Below are 20,393 nucleotides of genomic sequence, written 5' to 3' on the forward strand. Positions count from 1 at the left end.
TTCACGAAAAGATGTATAGTACTTGAACAATGCAGATTCCCCGAAGGGATGGAAGGTTGAAAGGAGTCGTTATGGAAATCCAAAAAACAGCCAGTGCCGGCACCACGGAGAAATGTGATTGCCTGGTAACCGTTTCCAAAGGAAGCGGCGGCAGAACGGTGCAGCTTAAGTCCAAGGTGCTCTACGAGTACGGAGACAGAATGGTCGCCTTGGTACACCAGTGCCTTACGAAAATGGGCATTCAGGATGCCCTCGTGGAGGTAGAGGACATGGGCGCCTTTGACCACATTCTTGTGGCAAGGTTACAGGCCGCTGTGCAACGCAGTCAGGATAAAACGGAAAATATTCCTTGGGGGGAGCTGCTCTATGAATCATAAAAATCGTCTGCGAAGAAGCATGATGTTTCTGAACGCACAGAAACCGAATCTTTTAAAGGATCCTTATATCTACGGGGCGGACTCCTTGATTTTCGATCTGGAAGATGCTGTTGCCCTTGGAGAAAAGGATGCTGCAAGGTTTACCCTCTTTCATGCCTTAAAAAAAGTAGATTATCAAAACGCAGAAAAAGTGGTGCGGATTAACGGCATCGATACCCCCTTTTGGAAGGAGGATATTCGCTGCGTCGTCTTTGCCGGCTGTGACAGCATTCGTATTCCTAAAACGGAATCCAAGGAGGATATTCTTTTGGTAGAAGCGGAAGTAGCAAAGGCGGAGCAAGAAGCCGGTGTGACTCCCGGAAGCACCCTTCTTATGGCGGCCATTGAGTCTGCCAAGGGCGTGGTACATTTGGAAGAAATATGCCATGCCTCGGAGAGACTCTTCGGGGTAGCTTTATCTGCAGGAGATTATACCAAGGATTTACATACAGGAATCAGCGGAAGCGGCGTAGAGCTAATCGGCGCAAGGCAACTGATGATTATTCATGCCAGAGCCGCAGGAATACAGTGCTTTGATACCGTTTATACCAATCTGGAGGATATGGAAGGCTTCCGAAAGGAAGTGGAACTGATTCACACCATGGGCTTTGACGGAAAATCCATTATAAATCCAAGACAGATTCCCGTAGTGCATGCTGTCTATACGCCAAGTGCAGAGGAAATTACCTTTGCCGAAAAAGTAGTACAGGAAATTGATGAGAAACGAAGTCAGGGCATCGGCGTATTTACCGTGGACGGGAAAATGATAGACATCGCCTTTTATGACGGGGCAAAAAGAACCCTTGCTCTTGCAAAGGCTGCAGGCGCTTTGGAGGAGGTACAAAATGATTAATGCAGTGGGGAGAGATATCCCGGATGTGGTTTTAGCGGAAACCGGGAAAACGGTATTTCAGGGAAGCAGACATTTTGACGACTATACTTATGAAAAGACAGCAGTAAAAGCGAGAGCACGAATCGGTGGCGAGGGCAGTAAACTGGAGAAGGATTTGCAGGAGGTTTTGCGAAAATGCAACGCCCATGACGGCATGACCATCAGCTTTCACCATCATTTTAGGGAAGGAGACCTGGTGGCTATGCAGGTTATGCAGGCTATTCATGAGATGGGCTTTAAGAACATTACCATCTGTGCCAGCTCCCTAAGCAAAGCACAGGACGAGCTCGTTCCCATGCTGGAAGACGGTACCGTAACCCATATCGAAAGCTCCGGAGTTCGGGGAAAAATCGGAGAAGCCATTAGTGAGGGTAAATTACAGGGAATCGCTATTCTTCGTTCCCACGGCGGAAGAGTTCGGGCCATCGAAACGGGAGAAACGAAAATCGACATTGCCTTTATCGGAGCCCCAAGCTGTGATGAATACGGAAATTGCCGCGCAGTAGGGGGAAACAGCAACTGCGGTGTGCTCTCCTACTCTGCCATTGATGCGGAGTATGCCGAGTATGTGGTGGTTTTAACAGATTGTCTTGTTCCCTTTCCGAATTTTCCGGCAGATATCAGTATGACTGACGTGGACTATGTGCTAAAGGTGGATGCTATAGGAGATCCGGAAAAAATTGCTACCGGTGCCGCCCGTCCCGTGACGGATAGAAGAAAACTGATGATGGCGGAAAGCTGTGCGGAATTTATTGCCGCTACCCCCTATTTCAAGGAGGGCTTCACCTTTCAAACCGGTATCGGCGGAGCAGCCAGTGCTACAGCACTGTGTCTTTCGGAGAAAATGCGGGAGAAAAACATTCATATGGGCTTTGGTGCCGGAGGAATGTCCAAGCCCATGTGCGATTTATTGGATGAGGGTTTGGTTTCCTGTCTTTTGGATACCCAGGACTTTGATTTGCCTTCTATCGAGAATCTGATTTCCCATCCGAAGCATTTTTCCATCAGCACCAAGGAATATGCGGATCCATTCTGTAAAGGTGCTGTGGTTAATAAATTGGACTTTGTGATTTTAGGCACTCTGGAGGCAGATGTACATTTTCACTGCAATGTGGTGATGAGCTCCGAGGGAGAATTAATGGGAGCACAGGGAGGACATCCGGATACGGCGGCCGGAGCAAAATGCACCATTGTCATCACGCCCTTGGTACAGGGAAGAATTCCTACTATTCGAAATGAGGTAACCACCGTTACCACCCCCGGAGAAACTGTAGATGTGATTGTTACTGACTATGGCATTGCCATTAATCCCCAGCGTCCGGAGCTTTTGGAGGCTGCAAAAGCCGTTAAGCTTCCCATAAAGAGTATTGAGGAATTACGAGATATTGCCTACAAGATCTGTGGTGAACCGGCCACGCTGGAATTCGAGGATAAGGTGGTTGCTATTATCGAAGCCAGAGACGGCAGCATTATGGACGTGGTGAGAAAACGGAAGGATAAAAATCTTATCGCCTTAAGTACGAAGTAAAACCGAGAGAAACTCAAGTAAAGCCAAGAGTAAATCGAATAAAACTGAGAATAGAAATAAATCGAGTTAAGCCAAGTGCCATTCTTATAAAACCAAGTATGTAATTTATGCCAAGGGAGTTCAAAATGGAATTTTATTGTAAAAGCGGAGAACGAATCCATGTGGATATTCTTGGGAAAGGCTTCCCTATTGTCTTCCTTCACGGAAACAATCTGCAAAGCGGATATTTTGCAAAGCAAAGGGTTCTCGAGAAAAGTTTTAAGCTCCTCTTTGTAGATAGTTTGGGGCATGGAAAATCCGGAGAGCTGCAGGGAGAGGCAAGCTTTGCGTATCTTTCCGACAGTCTGGATGAGCTCCTTTCCTCCCTTTCCATAGAGAAATGCCTTTTGGTGGGACACAGTGACGGCGCGAACCTCGCCCTGGAATACGCCGGTCGCCACGGCGAAAGAGTGGCCGGGATTCTGGCAAACAGCGGAAATATTTCCTTTTCCGGTCTAAAGTTTCTTCCCCGCTATGCCTGTTATCTGGAGGAATGGCTCTACCGCTTTTTGGGGCTCTTTCTTCCCGCCTTTAAACGAAAATCCAGGGTTTCTCCCCTTTTACGGGAAAATGTGGATGTGCCGAAGGAAGTTTTTCAAAAGGCAGCTTACCCTGTAGTGGTTTTGGTAGGCGACAAGGATATGATTAAACGGAAACACAGCATGGCTATTGCGAAGCTTTTCCCGAAAGGCAAATTTCTGGAAAGAAGGGGACAGGGGCATAACATCCCCAAAAAAGACAGTGCCTATTTTAACCGGCTAATAGAAAAAATGGTGCAAGGCATACAGCCATAATCTACCGCAACAAGCAAGCAATGCGGATATACAAGCAAAACAAAGTTCGTATAGAGTAAAGAAACTCCGGTTTCCATAGTAAGGAGGAAAATTTGAATAAACTGATTTATTTTTTCAAAAAATGGCAGAATGTTTTAAAGAGCATTCTTTTCCTAAGCATTTCTATTTTGGTGCTTTTGGAGCTGATTAAAATGGGAAAGACCATTTCCCCGGAAGCGGTAAAAGGCATATTGAGCGGCTTATCTCCTTTTCAAATTGTAAGTCTCTTGGTTCTCGGAATCCTTTCGGTTTCTCCGATGATGCTTTATGACTTTATCCTCTGTAAGGAACTGAAAAAGAAGATTTCTTTAGGGAAGCTGATAGAAAGCAGCTGGACCATCAACAGCCTAAACAACCTGATCGGCTTTGCCGGTCTTGTGGATGTGGGACTTCGCTACAGTTATTTTACGGAAGAGGATAAAGGGGAGGAAACCATGCAGGGCATTTCCAAGGTTATGCCTTATTTTATGTCCGGGCTCTCTCTGTATTCTCTGCTTTCCTTCGGACTTTTATTTGCAGTTCAAGAAAATGCCGTTTTAAAGCCCTACAGCTTTGTCCTCCTTCTGGCTTCTCTGATTCTCCCGGTCTTGCTTTTTCTTTCTACCAGAAAAAACTGGTCCTACTTTGGGAATCTGTCTAAGAAAAAGATTCTGGCTTTAATCGTAACTTCTCTTCTCGATTGGGGCTTTGTTTCTTGCTTTTTCTTTTATTGCGGAAGAACACTGGGCTACAGCGTTTCCCTTTTGAGTATCCTGCCTTTGTTCTTTATTTCCATTTGTATCGGCATCGTTTCCATGATTCCCGGAAGCCTGGGAAGCTTTGACTTAATGATGATGAGCGGTCTTTTACATTTTTCCGTAAATCGAAATGAGGCGGCAAGCTGGTTACTGCTTTTCCGTATCTTTTATTACATCATTCCCTTTGCCATCGGCCTCCTCTTTTTTATCAAAAGTATGGGCGGACAAATCAATCAAAAATTTTACGGTCTGCCCAAAAAGCTTAGCTCCCTACTGGGACAGGGCATCAGCCACTTTATGGCAAATTTCTTCGGCTTTTTTCTGATGGCCACCGCTATTCTTCCCGATGAAATTCATAATATTCCTCTTATCGGTCAAATGGATCCCATAAGAGGGCAGCTGCTTTGGCAGTTTCCAAGCTTTCTTCTGGGTTCTCTTTTCTTCCTGTTGGGAAGACTCTTAAAAAGAAAAGCCGCCTTTGCCAAGCCCTTTTCCCTTCTGCTTTGCCTTGTGACACTTTTCTATATCAATCTGGGAAGCCCTTCTCTTTTCAGTAGTCTCTACCTTCTGTTGTTTCTGCTGCTTCTCTTTTTTCGAAGAAAGGAACTCTCCAGAAAAGCCTTTTTTTACCCGTTGGAAGACCGTTTGAAGGACTTTTCCTATATCTTGGGAAGTATTTTCATTACTCTTTTCCTTTTATACCTTTCCAGCGGCAATACCGGAAAGGATAGTCTCGGCTTCCTGATTTTCCATAAGGGAGTTCTGCATAAGTTACATACTTTCTCAAAGCCCCATTTTTTCACGGTCTTTTTAGACTACTTTCTTCATCTTTTCGCCTATTTTCTGATTCCTACGCTTTGCTATATTACCGTGGGCGCACTGGCGAGAGATAAGCATTTTTCCTTTGGAGAAAAATTCAATCAGGAACGCTTTCAGAACTTTTTGCAAAGCTTTCCCAATACCAACTTAAATGCTTCTCTGGCCTTTCTCGGCGATAAGTTGCTTTACTATTATCAGGAAGAGGGAAAGGATAAGGTGGTTTTTCAATTTGCCATAGAAGACGGAAAGGCGGTGGTCATGGGAGAGCCCATCGGGGAAGAAAGATATTTTCCTGCTGCCATCTCTTCCTTTACTGCAGAAGCGGAAGAAAAAAATCTTACCCCTCTCTTCTATGAGGTGGGCCAGGATTTGACTCTTCTCCTCCATAACCACGGCTATGAATTTATGAAGTTCGGGGAAAGCGCGAAGGTTCCTCTTTCCGACTTTGATCTTGTGGGGAAATCCGGCAAGAAATTCCGCGCCGCGGTCAATAAAATAGAAAACAAAGGCTATACATTTCAAGTACAGTACCCTCCTTTTTCCGATGCCTTTTTACAGGATTTGGAAAAAATATCGGATGCCTGGCTTTCCGGAAGACAGGAAAAGGGATTTTCTCTGGGCTTCTTTGACAAAGGCTATCTCTCTCTTGCTCCCATTGCCTGCGTATTGGATTCCGAGGGAAAGGTGCAGGCCTTCTCCAACTTCCTCATTTGCAATGGAGAAAAAGAAGCCAGCATTGATTTAATGCGCTATAATCCGGGCACGGAAAGTAACGGCATCATGGACTATCTTTTCGTGGAGATTTTCCTGTATTTTAAAGAAAAAGGCGTAGAATACTTTGATTTGGGTATGGCACCCTTGTCCAATGTGGGACAGGAAGAACATAGCTTTTTCCAAGAAAAACTGGCCTTTCTGGTTTATGCCTTTACCAACCGTTTCTACTCCTTTTCGGGACTACGAAAATATAAGGACAAGTTCTCGCCCCTTTGGGAGGCAAGATACCTGTCCTATCCGAAAGACAGCAGTCTGCTCTTCAATCTGCTGGCTATTTATAAAATTGATAACAGAGCAGTAAAAGACTGAGTGTTCCTATTCCGAAATACCCATCCTATTCCGGAATACTATTTTTCATTCTTAAGGATTTATAATTTACTGTTCTAAAATCCCAAATCCTCATTCACCAAAATCACATGAATGCGCTCCGTATGACGAGAGTATCGGGTAATTAAGAACTGGCAGCAAATCGTATCCTGCGACTTACAGTCGGTACATTTTCCTGTCAGCTTACAGGGGGTTTTGATATCAAATCTCTGGGCGTTTGCCGGTGCAGCTATGTTTCTGGCACGTTTCATAGCACTATCCAAGTCTGAACAAATCTTGTTCATGCTCACAATAAAGAGAACCTTCTTCGGTCCTTGCGCAATGCAGGAAACGCGGTTCGCATTACCGTCTATATTGACAAGGATTCCGTCATCCGTCATGGCGTTTGCACTGGAAAGGAAAATATCCGCATCATAAGCTGCAAGTAGCGCTTCTCTTGGCTCTAACTTCGTTCTGTCAATAAAATGATAGTCCCCTTCTTCCAGGGCGGAAACCAGCCCGATTTCCTTCGCGCTCATACATCCGCCCATAGCTATACTGCTGCCTTTTTCGATGAGGCCCAAAGCAAGCTCCAAAGCTTCCTCTTTATCCTTCGCATAGTAGCCCGTCATATTGCGGGACTTCAGCCCTTTTATGACCGTCTCTGCCAAAATTTCGTTTCTTTTCTCCAAATGAATATCCATAGACTCTCTCAGTTTACCTTTCTCTTCTTTTCCTTGTAGAAAAATGCGAAGAGTCCGAATCCTGACGCAGCAAAGAAGAAGAGATATTGCAAGTTCCTGCTATAGTCTCCGGTTTTCGTATTTCTTTCCGCTCCGAGCACCTCTCCCTTAGCATCCTTATTTTCCTTATCGTCTTCGTTTCCCTTAGCCTCTTCTTTTTTAGTTTCCTTATCTCGAGAAACACCGAGTACGGAGGAAGTCTCTGCTTTTTCCTCCTTTTTCTTTGCAATTTTCTGATCGAAATGACTCGTTTCTGCAGGATTTCCTACTGTTACAGCATTTCCGGAAGGAAGCGGATTGGTCTTTAGCTTCGTATTTACAAAGATATTTTGATAGCCTGTAGTATTGTCTCCGGAAAGCTCCGTACTATATCCGGGAACCACATCCTCCGTTAAATTATATCTTATCTCCTGCCCGTCTTTATTTCTCTCCAGATTGGTAAAGGTATATTGCCAGTTATTGTCTGCAGAAAGCTGTTGTGTCGCAATTTCCTTATCATTTGCCATGAGACGCACGGTAACGGAAGCAGGATTCTCACCCTTTCCCTTCCACACTGCGGTTACCGGAATAGAAACCTTTGAGCTTACCGTATTGACCATGTTAAATCCTGAGTCCTGCGTGCCGGAAAGCGTCGGATAATAGCCGGCTACAGACTGTTCGCGGACACCGTACTGATACAGTTTTCCGCTATTATCATACTTTGGAAGTTCCCGGAAAAAGGCTTTCCACCCGGTTCCCTGCGTTAATTCTACCGTATCTCCGGTAAAACTTCCGTTTCGAAGAAGCTCTACAATCACTTTACCGGGTCTTCCCTGTGCCTGATTTCCGGCATCAACCCATTTCGTCGTAACGGGAATACTTCTGTTCTGACCGGATTTTACATTTTCCACCCTTAAGTTAGCAACTTTAGCAAGGTCAAAACTATCTGCATTGATCTGGTACTGCTCGGTAGAAAGAATATAGCCGCTAGGCGCTGAAATCTCCTGTACGGTATAGTTATCCCGCACAAGATTCTCTATAACGGCATCTCCGTTTGCATCCGTAGTCAGCTGTCCAACCTGCTGTCCGCTACTGTTTGCCACTGCAAAAACTGCACCGGATAGTGGCTGATTCTCTTCATTTACCTTCTTAATTTTAATCTTATAGTTATCCCCTGATGCAGATCCCAGAGCCTTTTGAATCGTTAGCGTTTGGCTTTTTCTGAGTGGCTCTCCGTTTCCGTCGGAAGTAAGCTCTGCAGTATTGGTATAATTAAAATTCTGTAAGGGCACGCCGTCAAATTTTGCATAATAAACGATCTCATAGCCTTCAGTACGATTGACATTTCCAAGATTTATACTAAAGCTTTTTCTTCCGGGAGCATTGTTTCGAAATGCCGATTCAGCAGCCATTTCATGCGTTGCAGCACCGGTTCTGCTTTGGTTTCTTAAATCAAAATTACTGCCGTTAATGGGGTCTGAAATCCAAGTCCCACCTTCGAAATGACCTCTTTCCCATACTCCTTTTCGTACGGAGACTGGATGATTATCGTCAATATAGTAGGAAAATGTACCTTCTCCCAGTGTGTCTCGAAGTATTAGATTACTCCGAGCTTCTCCGAGATTTATGAGTATTTGATAACGCGCCAGGTAAATCTTATTTCCGGTCTGCGGATCCGTTGCCTCTTCCAAGCTTTGCTTCACATTCTTTACAAAGTTGAAATCAGTCTCTTTCTCGATTCCCGTATAATTGATGCTCCCCGCAATCGGAAAGCTTGCATAATTATTAATCCGAATTTCTGTACTGATGCTTCTTGCTGTCGGCTCTGTACTCCGGTTCACCTGCATGGTCAGGAAGAGGTTAAACCGGATGTCACTTTTCTGCTCTACATAGGGCTCGTAGGTCAGAAGAACCGTGTTGCTTTCTGCTGCATAATGCGCTTTGGCAATGAGATTCTCTCCCTCTCGGATTTCAAAATCCTTTGCCGAAGGAGCGGTAAAGGAAGCCGGCATATTGACGCTGCTGGTATCTCCAACCTTTACCTGTGCATCACTAGGAATAGCAAACTCCATCTTAATGCCGAACTCCCCGTTATTGCTAAGTCCCGCACCGTCATAAGAGGCTGTCCCCTCCTTATTCGTATAACTTGCACTGATTGGGTTAAGCAGTATCACTTTACTGCTTTCCGTAGTCATTGCTTCAAGAGGTGTAAGCGCCAGATTCTGCCGGGCACTTGCTTCCTCCGCCTTCTCTTCTTCCGTCTTCGCTTGTGCTGCCCGAATATCCTCTTCTGATGGAATGCCGCTATTTTCCGAAGAATTGGAAATATTACTCTGTGACACTACGCCCGGCCCTATCTCTTCTGCCTGTGCGAGAGAAAATCCCTGCCATGCCATAGCAGCAGCCATGAAGATAGCCAGTAACTTTCTTTTTTGTATCATTTTTACTCCTTTTTGCTTTTTCAAAAAAAAGCATGCTTAACAGACTAATGCGCCGTTCTTCTTCTCCATCAAAGACTGATTCATTAAGCTTTGTTGTTTTAGTCTAGCACAATTTGTAAATAATTGAAATATTCTGTTTTTGTATCTTTAAAAAACTAAAAATAACTATAGATAAAAGTATGGAAAAATAAGAAATACCCCGTGAAAGTACAGAAAATAGCTCTTTCCGGGGGATATAGTTTGATTAAAATTTCAAAATATTTTATATTTTTTAACATTGCTCTTTTTTCAAAATTTTTAGCTATTGTTCTTTGATTTAACAATACTCTGTGTAACGGAACGCGATCCTAGTGCACTTCTCCCGCCTGTAAAGGACCTCCGAAAAGATAGCCCTGAATCATATCACAGTTATAGTCAAGCAACTTTTCGTACTGCCATTCCTCTTCAACACCCTCTACAATAACCACCTTTCCCAAGTCATGGATGATGCTGATCAGATTTCGCACCACATCTCCGTTATTTAGAAGGAAATTGTCAATGATGGACTTATCCATCTTAACTGTATTCAGAGGAATATAGGGCAGATAGCTAAAACTGCTGTAACCGGTACCGAAGTCATCCAGATGCAGTTGAATTCCGGCTTCCACAAGCTTCTTAAATACAGACTTGGTCTGCTTGCTTTCCTCAAAGAGAATACTTTCTGTAATCTCCAAAACGACATACTCATGCGGAATGGCAAAACGATTCAACTGGTACAAAAGGAATTCTACAAAATCATCATCATAGATTTGATAGCTACTGAAATTAATGGAAATCGGACGCAATCCCTTTCCTTCCTCTCTCCATCTTGCCAACTGTCGAATCACCTGCTCAACCGCAATCTTTCCCAGCTTCGTAATGAAGCCATATTGCTCTGCAACAGGAATAAACTGATCCGGATAACAGGCATCATTGTGTATACGCATCAAGGATTCAAAGCCCACAATTTTCTTTGTTTTGCAATCTATCTGCGGCTGGTAAACCATATAGAAGGCATTTTCCTCAATGGCCTTCTCCACCTTCTTTAAAATCAGATTGATCTTCTCTTTTTTATAGCGAAGCTCATCGGTGTAATACACCAAACGATTCTTTCCTTTTTTCTTGGCAGAGCTCATGGCAATTCCTGCAGAAACAACAATCTGCTTAGGACTGTCCTTTCCATTGGAAGTCGCCACTCCGCCGGACGAGTTCATATTGACAGTCTCTCCCCCTACCGTAATCGACCTTCTGAAAATGGAATGCAGCTCCTGTAGAACCTGAGAATCCTCCGGCAAAATTACTCCCGGAAAAACAATCAAAAACTCGTCTCCACCGTAACGGGAGGCTACTGCCCCGTGCGCTTTCTCCATCTTCCGAAGACGATTGGCCACAGCGGAGAGATACATGTCTCCGGTCTCATAGCCTCTTGACTCGTTTAACTCCTTCAGGTTGTCAATATCCATAAGAACGCAGGTGAACTCTTCGCTGTTTTTTAAAAGCTCTTCTATGCTCGCCAGAATCGTCTGACGGTTTAAAAGCTCCGTCAAATGGTCATAACTCAGCTTATGTTCCAGTTCGTCGCGCACCATTATAAGATTTTCATTTTTTTTCTCCAGTTCCTCTAAAAGCTTGGTACTGTGGAGCTTTCCGAGAAGAGAATATACAAGGAACAAAAGGATGGCGAGAATAGGTAAGAGAGAGAGGAGAAAATATCCGGCATATTTGGCTAAAAAATGCCCTATACTGTCCTCCAGAAATACATCTTTGGAAAGATGGCTCTTCGATAACCCGTAGGCAAGAAGAACTCTATTATTTATGACCATTTGTCCGGGACTGTCCATCTTACAGGAACGTTCCTCAATTTTTACTTTGGAGGACAAAATATCCAGCATCAAAAGAGTCGCATCCTTCGCCATCTGCCGATAGTCCTGTACCCTTCCGCCGATAAAGCCGGGGATATTCCTTACCATGGAATTTCCATAAACCGGTGTATCTACCGTATTTAAAATAAGCTTTACCATCTGGCTTTCAGGATAATTGTTTCCATCTCCATCCTGATATGCGGAAAGAAATACTAATATGGTTTTATCCTGTATTGCTTTCAAGGCCTGTACAAATTCTTCTCTCTTTAATTGAGAAAAGTTAATGCCGGCAAAACGGTAGGAAGAAAATTGTCTTTGAAGAGAGAAAAAGTCCTCCCTTGCCGCAATTCCGGAATAGCTGTTGTCATAAATTGCCATGATGGTTTCCGCTTTAGGCTGTAAAGCAGTCGCTGTCTCCAATGTCTCTTCCAAGAAAGACGGACAGTAATATCCAGTCATGCCGGAGTCTTCTCCCGCTTTCTCCGCCAGAGTTTTACTTCCTATAGAAAAAAACACAACCGGAAGGTTCGGAAACAATTCTTTTTTATACTCCATTATGAAGTTTAAAGCTCTGTCATCTCCTACAAGAATTCCGTCATACGAGCTTTCTCTGTTTTCAATTCTGCTTTTCACAAAGGCATAAAAAGCCTCTACATCCTCTTCGTGGTTAAAGTGTCGAAAGTCCATATTCACGATATCAAGATGTACATTGCTTTGGTTCAAGATTTCCTCAATCCCTTCCATCTGTTGCGGAAAAATGAGGTCTGACGGGTCATAGGAACTTAAAAAAAGAAGGCTCTTTTTTTCCTGGAGCTCATACGGCTCTTCCATCCCCTTCCATTCTCTCCATTGTCCCGGTTTAATACAAAAATAGCGATTCCAGGAAGCTACGGAAAGAACAATAAAAAGAAGCAGAAATAAAATTCCTGCTGCAAGTAAACTTCTTCTTATAAAGCGATTTCCTTCTCTTTTACTCATTCCCCGTCCTTGTTGTTTACCGCTTTCTTCTCTCATGCAAACTCGTCTGCTCTTTCCAAGCAATATATTTCAAGTAATCCTTAAATAAGCTTCATGATTTTGTTATACTTCCGGTAAGTATTTTCGTAAAAACATCTATAAAAAATAAAAAAGAGGTATATAAAAATAGTGAGTTTTACTATACCTCCTTCATTGTACAATATTTAGTTAATTATGCAAGATTTATTTCCAGTCCTCAGGGAGTTCCAATATCGCTCCTCTGTTTCCGCTTGTCACAAGCGCCTGGTAGCGGAGAAGATAACCCTCTGTCACCTTCGGCTTTCTCGGCTTCCAGAGTTTTCTTCTTCTTTCCAGCTCTTCCTCCGAAACCTTCATATCAAGTTTATTCTTCGGAATGTCAATAGAAATAATATCTCCTTCTTCCACTAAGGCAATCGGGCCTCCTACAGCCGCTTCCGGAGAAACATGGCCGATGGAGGCTCCACGGGATGCTCCCGAAAATCTTCCGTCCGTAATTAACGCTACCGTGCTTCCGAGTCCCATTCCCATAATGGCGGAGGTGGGATTTAACATCTCACGCATACCGGGGCCGCCCTTCGGTCCTTCATAGCGGATCACCACAACATCCCCTTCATGAATCTTTCCGCCTTTAATCGCCTTAATCGCATCGTCCTCACAGTCAAAAACTCTTGCCGGTCCCTCATGCACCATCATTTCAGGAGCTACAGCGGAGCGCTTTACGACCCCGGTATCCGGTGCAAGATTTCCCTTCAGTACCGCAATGCCTCCGTTTGGCATAAAGGGATTTTCAATCGGGCGAATGATCTCTTCATCGAGATTCACAGCTCTTTCAATATTCTCTCCCGTCGTTCTTCCCGTAACCGTGATGCCGTCTAAGTGCAGGAGATTTTTCTTGGAAAGCTCCTTCATGACTGCAGAGATACCGCCGGCTTCATTTAAGTCTTCCATATAAGCCGGGCCTGCCGGTGCAAGGTGACAAAGATTCGGTGTTGTATCGGAGATCTGATTGGCATATTCCATATCCAGTGTAAAACCGCACTCATGGGCAATCGCCGGAAGATGGAGCATGGTATTCGTAGAACAGCCGAGCGCCATATCCACACGAAGCGCATTTTCAAAGCTCTTCTTCGTCATAATGTCACGCGGACGGATATTTTCCTTCAGTAAATGCATGATGGCATAACCTGCCTGCTTCGCAAGACGGATTCGAGCGGAATAGACTGCCGGAATCGTTCCGTTTCCGGGAAGCCCCATACCGATAACCTCACTTAAGCAGTTCATGGAGTTTGCCGTATACATTCCCGAACAGGAACCACAGGTCGGACAGACATTTTCCTCATAGAGCTTTAGCTCCTCCATGCCGATTTTCCCCGCCTCATACTCTCCCACCGCTTCGAACATCGCGGATAAGGAGCGCTTCTTTCCGTGCACCTTTCCGGCAAGCATGGGGCCTCCGGAAACAAAGACGGTCGGTACATTAACACGAGCTGCCGCCATAAGAAGTCCCGGTACATTCTTGTCGCAGTTCGGAATCATAACCAGTGCGTCAAACTGATGCGCCTTTGCCATACACTCCGTGGAATCGGCAATCAAGTCTCTTGTCACAAGGGAATACTTCATACCGACATGACCCATGGCAATTCCGTCACAGACCGCAATCGCCGGAAATTCCACCGGAAGACCGCCCGCTTCGGCAATGCCCATCTTCACCGCCTCGCAGATTTTATCTAGATTGATATGCCCCGGAACAATTTCATTATAGGAGCACACCACCCCGATCATCGGCTTCTTCATCTCTTCCTTGGTGTAGCCCAAGGCATTAAATAAACTTCTATGGGGCGCCTGCTGCACACCCTCTCTTACATTTTCACTATTCATCTTCTCTCCTCTATACAATCTCGTAGAAAGAGGCTTGTTCATACTTCGCTTGCCGCTCATGATGAACACAGTTCTCCATCCTCTCCGGTCAGTACTTATTCAGAATGAGATATTGCACGCTACGCAAGCGATACTCGTTATGAATCAAAAAAGGATTTTCCTTTATTTACCTCATGAAAATAAAGAAAAACCCTTTCTATAGACAGCTATTTTAAAGCCTTTTCCCTTATCGCGCAAGGAAAAGGGCTTTCTTTGCTATGCACTTTCGGAATGGGAGCTATATTCTCCATTCCCTATCCTTTCGAACTGTAACTTTTATTCGAACTGATCTGTAAGCTCTAGGCTGTGCTCCTTCTGCATCTTCGCGCAAACCTTTAAGAATACATCCAATGGCACATTGTTGATCTGCTTGTTGGAGCCTCTCATGTTAATGGAAACGGTATTTTCCTCCATTTCCTTGTCTCCAAGCACCAGAATGTACGGATCCTTGTAGTTCTTATAGGTCTTAATCTTCTCCTTCATATTCTTATCGGAGTAGTCGATTTCCGCACGGATTCCCATGTCGGAAAGAGCGTCATAAATCTTCTTTCCATATTCGTTATGCTCTTCCCGAATCGGCACAATTCCTACCTGCTCGGGAGAGAGCCAGAAGGGGAAGCTGCCCTTGAAATTCTCGATGATGATTCCGATAAAGCGCTCTAAAGAGCCGTAAATTGCACGGTGGATAACCACAGGCATCTCCTGTCCGCCCTCAGCAGTCTGGTAAGTTAAGCCGAAGTTATGCGGAAGCTGGAAGTCAAGCTGGATGGTTCCACACTGCCATTCTCTTCCGAGAGCATCCTTAATCTGCAGGTCAATCTTCGGACCATAGAAGGCACCGTCTCCCTCGTTGATTTCAAAACCGCCCTCTCCGTACTTGTCGGTCAGAATCTTCTTTAAAGCAGCTTCTGCTCTATCCCAAACCGCGATGTCTCCCATAAAGTCTTCCGGTCTTGTAGAAAGCTCTGCACGGTAGCTTACTCCGAAGGTACCATAGATTTCATCCGCAATGGAGATGATGTCGGCAATCTCCGCCTCAATCTGAGATTCCATTACAAAGGTATGATCATCGTCCTGACGGAACTCCTGCACACGGAAAAGACCGTTCATCTGGCCGGACTTCTCTTTTCTGTGAAGAACATCGTACTCGGAATAACGAATCGGCAGTTCCTTATAGGAACGATTTCTTCTCTTGTAGGTGAGCATCGCATTTGGACAGTTCATCGGCTTTGCCGCCATGGTGTCGATATTTTCACGGTTATAAATTACAGAGCCCGCCTGAATCTTCACCGTCTTTTCTCCAAGGCTTTCATCGGTCGGGTGCTCGAGCACTCCGGAGAGGTCCGCATCGGCTTTTAACCAACCGGAAACGCCGGGAACCATAAACATATTGTTGATGTAGTGCGCCCAGTGACCGGAAATCAACCACAGCTTCTTATTGTTGATAAGCGGTGCGGAAATCTCGGTATAGCCATGTCTTCTTTGTACCTCTCTGGAATACTGAAGTAGCGCCTGATACATCTTCCAGCCTCTCGGAAGCCAATAAGGCATACCCGGTGCAGTCTCGTCGAACATAAAGAGGTCCAGTTCTTTTCCGAGCTTCTTGTGATCTCTTTCCTGTGCTTCCTGTAACCACTTCAAATGTTCCTTCAAAGCATTCTTATCCGGGTACACAAAGAGATAGACTCTCTGCAGCTGGTCTCTATGCTCGTCACCTCTCCAGTACGCTCCGGAAACGGACTTTACCTGGAAAGCCACATTCATAAGCTCTTGAGAATTCTCTACATGCGGTCCGCGGCAGAGATCCACGAAGTCGGATCCGGTATGATAAACGCTGATGATTTCACTCTCGGGAAGGTCCTCAATGAGCTCCTTCTTGAACTTCTGCTTGGAAAAAAGCTTTAAAGCATTCTCTCTGCTAAGCTCTTCTCTCGTCCAGTCTTCTCTTCTCTTAATGATTTCCCGCATCTTGTTCTCAATAGCGGGGAAATCCTCTTCAGACAAATTCTTCGGTACTAAAAAGTCATAGTATGCTCCGTCCTCAATCTGCGGTCCGATAGCATACTGCACTTCCTCCCCGTAAAGCTCAATCATTGCCTTTGCTAAAACATGGGCGATGGAATGTCTGTATCTCTCTAAAAATTCTTCTCTATCCATAATTTAACCTCTTTTACTTACTTGATTCCTCGACTTTTCGGATTTCTTCTTCCGTATTTCCGAGCAAACTGTTATTTCCAATGAAATCTCTATTTCTTTAATCTCATCTTCAATACACTTAAATTAAGTATATTCTATCATTGTCATTAAGTGTTTGCTTCCAGTCTTTCTATAGCCGCCTTTACTCTCTTTAAGGACTCCTCTTTTCCGAGAACGGAAAGAATCTCGGTTGCTCCCGCAGGCGTCATCTGCTTTCCGGAAAGAGCAATCCGAATCGGCCACATGGTAAAGCCCGTCTTGTATTCCTTCTCCGTACTGAACTCCTGTAAAAGGCTGTAGAGGCGGTCATTGCTGTAATCTTCTTCCTTCTCCAAAAGGGGAAGCACTTCTTTCAGAAGACTAAGAGAATTCTCTAAATTGGTCTTGGCTTTTTTGTTTTGATAAAGCTCTAAAGAGTAGTCCGGCACTGCCTTAAAGAAGTCTACATGCTCCGGAATATCAGGGAAAATCTCAATACGGCTCTTCACCATCTCGGCGATTTTCTTTAAATCCACCTTCTCCCCGGCAGCCTCCTTCAGATAGGGGTAGGCTCTCTCATAGAACTTATCGAAGTCCATCTTCTTAATATACTCTCCGTTCATCCAACGAAGCTTTCCCATATCAAAGACGGCCGGGCTCTTCGAAATTCTGTGATAATCAAACTCCCGAACCAAATCCTGCAACGAAAGAATCTCTTCATTTCCTTCCGGACTCCATCCAAGAAGCGCGACAAAGTTTACAACCGCTTCCGGCACAAAGCCTTGGTCAATCAGGTCTTCAAAGGAGGAATGACCCGAACGCTTGGAAAGCTTTTTATGGTTCTCATCCGTAATCAAAGGACAATGCACAAGTTTCGGAGATTCCCAGCCGAAGGCATCATAGAGCCTCTGGTACTTCGGGCTGGAGGAAAGATATTCATTTCCACGTACCACGTGGGTAATCCCCATTAAATGATCGTCCACGACATTGGCAAAGTTATAAGTCGGAAAACCGTCGGACTTGATGAGCACCATGTCGTCCAGCTCCGCATTATCCACAGTAACATCGCCGTATAACTCATCATGAAAAGTCGTTGTTCCCTCTGTCGGGTTATTCTGCCGGATAACATAGGGAAGACCCGCAGCAAGTTTTTCCTCCACCTCTTCCTTGGAAAGAGAAAGACAATGTTTGTCATAGTGCATCAAAATCTCGCCGTTGACCTCAGTCTGTAAAGACTCGAGCCGATTCTTATCACAAAAGCAGTAATAAGCCTCTCCCTTTTCCACAAGTTTCTTGGCATACTGCATATAAATGCCGGTCTTCACACGCTCGGACTGTACATAGGGGCCGCAGGAGCCGGGATTATCCGGACCTTCATCCCAAAAAAGCCCCGTCTCTTCGAGGGTTCTCCGGATAATGTCCACAGCCCCCTCCACTTCTCTTTCCTGGTCTGTATCTTCTATACGAAGAAGGAAGTCTCCTCCCTCATGCTTGGCAATCAAATAGGCGTACATCCCTGTACGAAGATTCCCTACATGCATCCTTCCTGTGGGGGAAGGAGCATATCTGGTCCTGATTTTCATAAATGCCCCCTAACTTATATTATTCTGCTAAATCCTGCGGTCTCATGGAAAGATTGATTCTTCCCATCTTATCTACCTCAATAACCTTTACGCGTACCTTGTCACCAATATGTACAACATCCTCCACCTCATTCACTCTCTTATCGGAGAGCTTGGAAATGTGTACCATACCATCCTTTGTCGGGCTGAGCTGCACGAAAGCACCGAAGTTCATCATACGCACTACGGTTCCCTCTAAAATCTGACCCGGCTCAATGTCATTTACGATGGAAAGGATAATTTCCTTCGCTCTCTCTAAAGCAGCAAGGTCAATTCCGGAAATGGATACCATACCGCTGTCATCAATGTCAATCTTTGCACCGGTTTCATCAATAATTGCGGTAATCGTCTTACCCTGCTTACCGATAACATCTCCGATCTTGTCGGTCTCAATCTGTAAGGTAATAATCTTCGGTGCATAGGGAGAAAGCTCTTTTCTCGGCTCGGCAATCGCATCCTTCATTACCCCGTCCATGATGAAGAGTCTTGCCTCTCTGGCTCTCTTAATCGCCTCTTCCACGATGGGACGGGTTAGACCGTGAATCTTGATGTCCATCTGGATTGCGGTAATCCCGTCTCTTGTTCCCGTAACCTTAAAGTCCATATCGCCGAAGAAATCCTCAAGTCCCTGAATATCGGTCAGCACCAAATACTCATCATCGCTATCCCCTGTTACAAGTCCGCAGGAAATACCGGCAACCGGCTTTCTAATCGGTACACCGGCAGCCATCAAGGACATGCAGGATGCACAGGTGGAAGCCATGGAGGTGGAACCGTTGGACTCCATGGTCTCGGAAACGGAACGAATCGCATAGGGGAACTCTTCTACAGGAGGAAGCACCGGAATTAAAGCCTTCTCTGCAAGAGCGCCGTGTCCGATTTCTCTTCTTCCGGGACCTCTGGAAGCCTTTGCCTCTCCTACGGAATACCCCGGGAAGTTGTACTGGTGTAGATAACGCTTCTCCGTCTCAAATTCATTCATGCCCTCAACCTTCTGTACCTCGGAAAGAGGGGCAAGAGTAGTAATATTTAAAATCTGGGTTTGTCCTCTCTTAAACATAGCGGAGCCATGGACTCTCGGGAGAACATCCACTTCCGATTCCAAAGGACGAATCTCATTAATTGCTCTTCCGTCCGGTCTCTTGTGATCCTTTAAGATCATTTTCCGAACCGTCTTCTTCTCGTACTGGTAAATGGCATCCGGGAGAATCGCAAGCGCTTCCTCATCATCCTGGAAAGCCTCTACCAAACGTTCACTAAGAGCGGAGATGTTGGCATCTCTTTCCTGCTTCTCATCGGTAAATACCGCCTTTTCCATCTCTTCCGGGCTTACCACGCTCTTCATTTTCTCGAAAACGGCCTCAGGAATAGCGGAAGACTCGTAGCTGTGCTTCTCTTTTCCGCACTCTGCTATGATGCTCTCGAAGAAGCCGATAATCTGCTGGTTGGTCTCATGCGCAAGGTAAATAGCTTCAATCATCTTCTCTTCCGGAAGCTCGTTCGCGCCGGCTTCAATCATGATGACCTTTTCTTTTGTAGATGCGACAGTGAGCAGTAAGTCGGATACAGCTTTTTCTCCATTTCCCGGGTTCAAGATAAACTCCCCGGCAATCATACCTACCTGTGTCGTTGCACAAGGTCCGTCAAAGGGCACGTCGGAAATGGACGTAGCGAGGGCAGATCCGAGCATGGCCAGAAGCTCCGGAGAAGCATCCTGATCAACCGAAAGCACCGTATTGTTCAGAAGAACATCATTTCTATAGTCCTTCGGGAAAAGCGGACGCATCGGGCGGTCAATGACTCTTGCAGTAAGAATGGCATTGTCACTTGCTCTACCTTCTCTCTTTTTAAAGCCGCCCGGGAACTTTCCGACAGCATACATCTTCTCTTCATACTCTACAGAAAGCGGAAAGAAATCAATACCGTCTCTTGGCTTTTCCGATGCAGTACAGGTAGAAAGCACAGTAGTATCTCCATAGTGCATTAAAACCGCACCGTTACTTTGTGCACAGACTCTGTCCACATCTATCGTGAGCATTCTGCCTGCCAGTTCCATTGAATAACTTTTGTACATAAAGCCTCCTTTTTCTTCTTTCCTTCGGAAGCCCCAAAAGCACTGAAAAAGCTACGAAACTCGTCTATTTTTCAGTGATCTCGGTTGCCTTCCAAAGGAAAATTTTTGATAAAATCACCAATAAATCATTATACTAAAGGGAAGAAGTCGCCGCAAGAGTCGGATGAAATATATCAGGGAATCCAAACTTTTATCCAAGTCTCCTTTTGGCTCCTTGTC

General features: G+C 45.0%; 12 protein-coding genes. 5 read left to right on the plus strand and 7 right to left on the minus strand.

The annotated features are described in order from the left end of the window. Positions 1-71: 71 nt before the first annotated feature. From citD to mprF, 5 genes are all read left to right on the plus strand, one after another. Complete coding sequence (gene citD, locus HMPREF9625_RS10635; protein ID WP_009534699.1) at positions 72-377, plus strand: citrate lyase acyl carrier protein; 306 nt, start codon at positions 72-74, stop codon at positions 375-377. Then, the gene (locus tag HMPREF9625_RS10640) at positions 367-1,269 is read left to right on the plus strand and encodes an aldolase/citrate lyase family protein (protein WP_009534700.1); all 903 of its coding nucleotides are present in this window, start codon (positions 367-369) and stop codon (positions 1,267-1,269) included. The genes citD and HMPREF9625_RS10640 overlap by 11 nt, the downstream gene beginning before the upstream one ends. Continuing rightward, positions 1,262-2,836, plus strand: a complete 1,575-nt coding sequence (gene citF, locus HMPREF9625_RS10645) for a citrate lyase subunit alpha (protein WP_009534701.1) — start codon at positions 1,262-1,264, stop codon at positions 2,834-2,836. Before HMPREF9625_RS10640 ends, citF begins: the two co-directional genes overlap by 8 nt. Before the next feature lie 125 nt (positions 2,837-2,961). Further along, positions 2,962-3,669: an alpha/beta fold hydrolase gene (locus HMPREF9625_RS10650; protein WP_009534702.1), complete on the plus strand. Its 708-nt coding sequence runs from the start codon at positions 2,962-2,964 to the stop codon at positions 3,667-3,669. A 92-nt stretch (positions 3,670-3,761) separates the two neighbouring features. After that, positions 3,762-6,347: a bifunctional lysylphosphatidylglycerol flippase/synthetase MprF gene (gene mprF, locus HMPREF9625_RS10655; protein ID WP_009534703.1), complete on the plus strand. Its 2,586-nt coding sequence runs from the start codon at positions 3,762-3,764 to the stop codon at positions 6,345-6,347. A 74-nt stretch (positions 6,348-6,421) separates the two neighbouring features. Here mprF and HMPREF9625_RS10660 read toward each other — a convergent pair whose 3' ends face one another. The 7 genes from HMPREF9625_RS10660 to HMPREF9625_RS10690 form a co-directional block, all read right to left on the minus strand. Further along, positions 6,422-7,048 (minus strand): lactate utilization protein, encoded by a 627-nt coding sequence (locus tag HMPREF9625_RS10660; protein ID WP_009534704.1) that lies wholly within the window; start codon positions 7,046-7,048, stop codon positions 6,422-6,424. An 8-nt stretch (positions 7,049-7,056) separates the two neighbouring features. After that, positions 7,057-9,507 (minus strand): Cna B-type domain-containing protein, encoded by a 2,451-nt coding sequence (locus HMPREF9625_RS10665; RefSeq protein WP_009534705.1) that lies wholly within the window; start codon positions 9,505-9,507, stop codon positions 7,057-7,059. 347 nt (positions 9,508-9,854) lie between these two features. Then, positions 9,855-12,365 carry a bifunctional diguanylate cyclase/phosphodiesterase gene (locus tag HMPREF9625_RS10670; RefSeq protein WP_009534706.1) on the minus strand — a complete coding sequence of 837 codons (2,511 nt, stop codon included), beginning with the start codon at positions 12,363-12,365 and terminating at the stop codon, positions 9,855-9,857. Between the two features lie 222 nt (positions 12,366-12,587). Next, entirely contained in the window at positions 12,588-14,264 is a 1,677-nt protein-coding gene (gene ilvD / locus HMPREF9625_RS10675; protein WP_009534707.1) for a dihydroxy-acid dehydratase, read from the minus strand. Between the two features lie 315 nt (positions 14,265-14,579). Beyond that, complete coding sequence (locus HMPREF9625_RS10680; RefSeq protein ID WP_009534708.1) at positions 14,580-16,460, minus strand: threonine--tRNA ligase; 1,881 nt, start codon at positions 16,458-16,460, stop codon at positions 14,580-14,582. A 146-nt stretch (positions 16,461-16,606) separates the two neighbouring features. After that, positions 16,607-18,061 carry a glutamate--tRNA ligase gene (gene gltX, locus HMPREF9625_RS10685; protein WP_009534709.1) on the minus strand — a complete coding sequence of 485 codons (1,455 nt, stop codon included), beginning with the start codon at positions 18,059-18,061 and terminating at the stop codon, positions 16,607-16,609. Between the two features lie 19 nt (positions 18,062-18,080). Further along, positions 18,081-20,174: a polyribonucleotide nucleotidyltransferase gene (locus HMPREF9625_RS10690; RefSeq protein WP_009534710.1), complete on the minus strand. Its 2,094-nt coding sequence runs from the start codon at positions 20,172-20,174 to the stop codon at positions 18,081-18,083. Positions 20,175-20,393: the final 219 nt, after the last annotated feature.

The organism is Oribacterium parvum ACB1, from assembly GCF_000238055.2.
In the GTDB taxonomy this organism is placed as follows: Bacteria; Bacillota; Clostridia; order Lachnospirales; family Lachnospiraceae; genus Oribacterium; species Oribacterium parvum.

Coding starts and splice junctions, on each gene's coding strand:
- gltX (WP_009534709.1), bottom strand. CDS start 18,061: ATGAAAATCAGGACCAGATATGCTCCTTCCCCCACAGGAAGGATGCAT.
- HMPREF9625_RS10660 (WP_009534704.1), bottom strand. CDS start 7,048: ATGGATATTCATTTGGAGAAAAGAAACGAAATTTTGGCAGAGACGGTC.
- HMPREF9625_RS10665 (WP_009534705.1), bottom strand. CDS start 9,507: ATGATACAAAAAAGAAAGTTACTGGCTATCTTCATGGCTGCTGCTATG.
- HMPREF9625_RS10640 (WP_009534700.1), top strand. CDS start 367: ATGAATCATAAAAATCGTCTGCGAAGAAGCATGATGTTTCTGAACGCA.
- HMPREF9625_RS10670 (WP_009534706.1), bottom strand. CDS start 12,365: ATGAGTAAAAGAGAAGGAAATCGCTTTATAAGAAGAAGTTTACTTGCA.
- citF (WP_009534701.1), top strand. CDS start 1,262: ATGATTAATGCAGTGGGGAGAGATATCCCGGATGTGGTTTTAGCGGAA.
- citD (WP_009534699.1), top strand. CDS start 72: ATGGAAATCCAAAAAACAGCCAGTGCCGGCACCACGGAGAAATGTGAT.
- HMPREF9625_RS10650 (WP_009534702.1), top strand. CDS start 2,962: ATGGAATTTTATTGTAAAAGCGGAGAACGAATCCATGTGGATATTCTT.
- HMPREF9625_RS10690 (WP_009534710.1), bottom strand. CDS start 20,174: ATGTACAAAAGTTATTCAATGGAACTGGCAGGCAGAATGCTCACGATA.
- ilvD (WP_009534707.1), bottom strand. CDS start 14,264: ATGAATAGTGAAAATGTAAGAGAGGGTGTGCAGCAGGCGCCCCATAGA.
- HMPREF9625_RS10680 (WP_009534708.1), bottom strand. CDS start 16,460: ATGGATAGAGAAGAATTTTTAGAGAGATACAGACATTCCATCGCCCAT.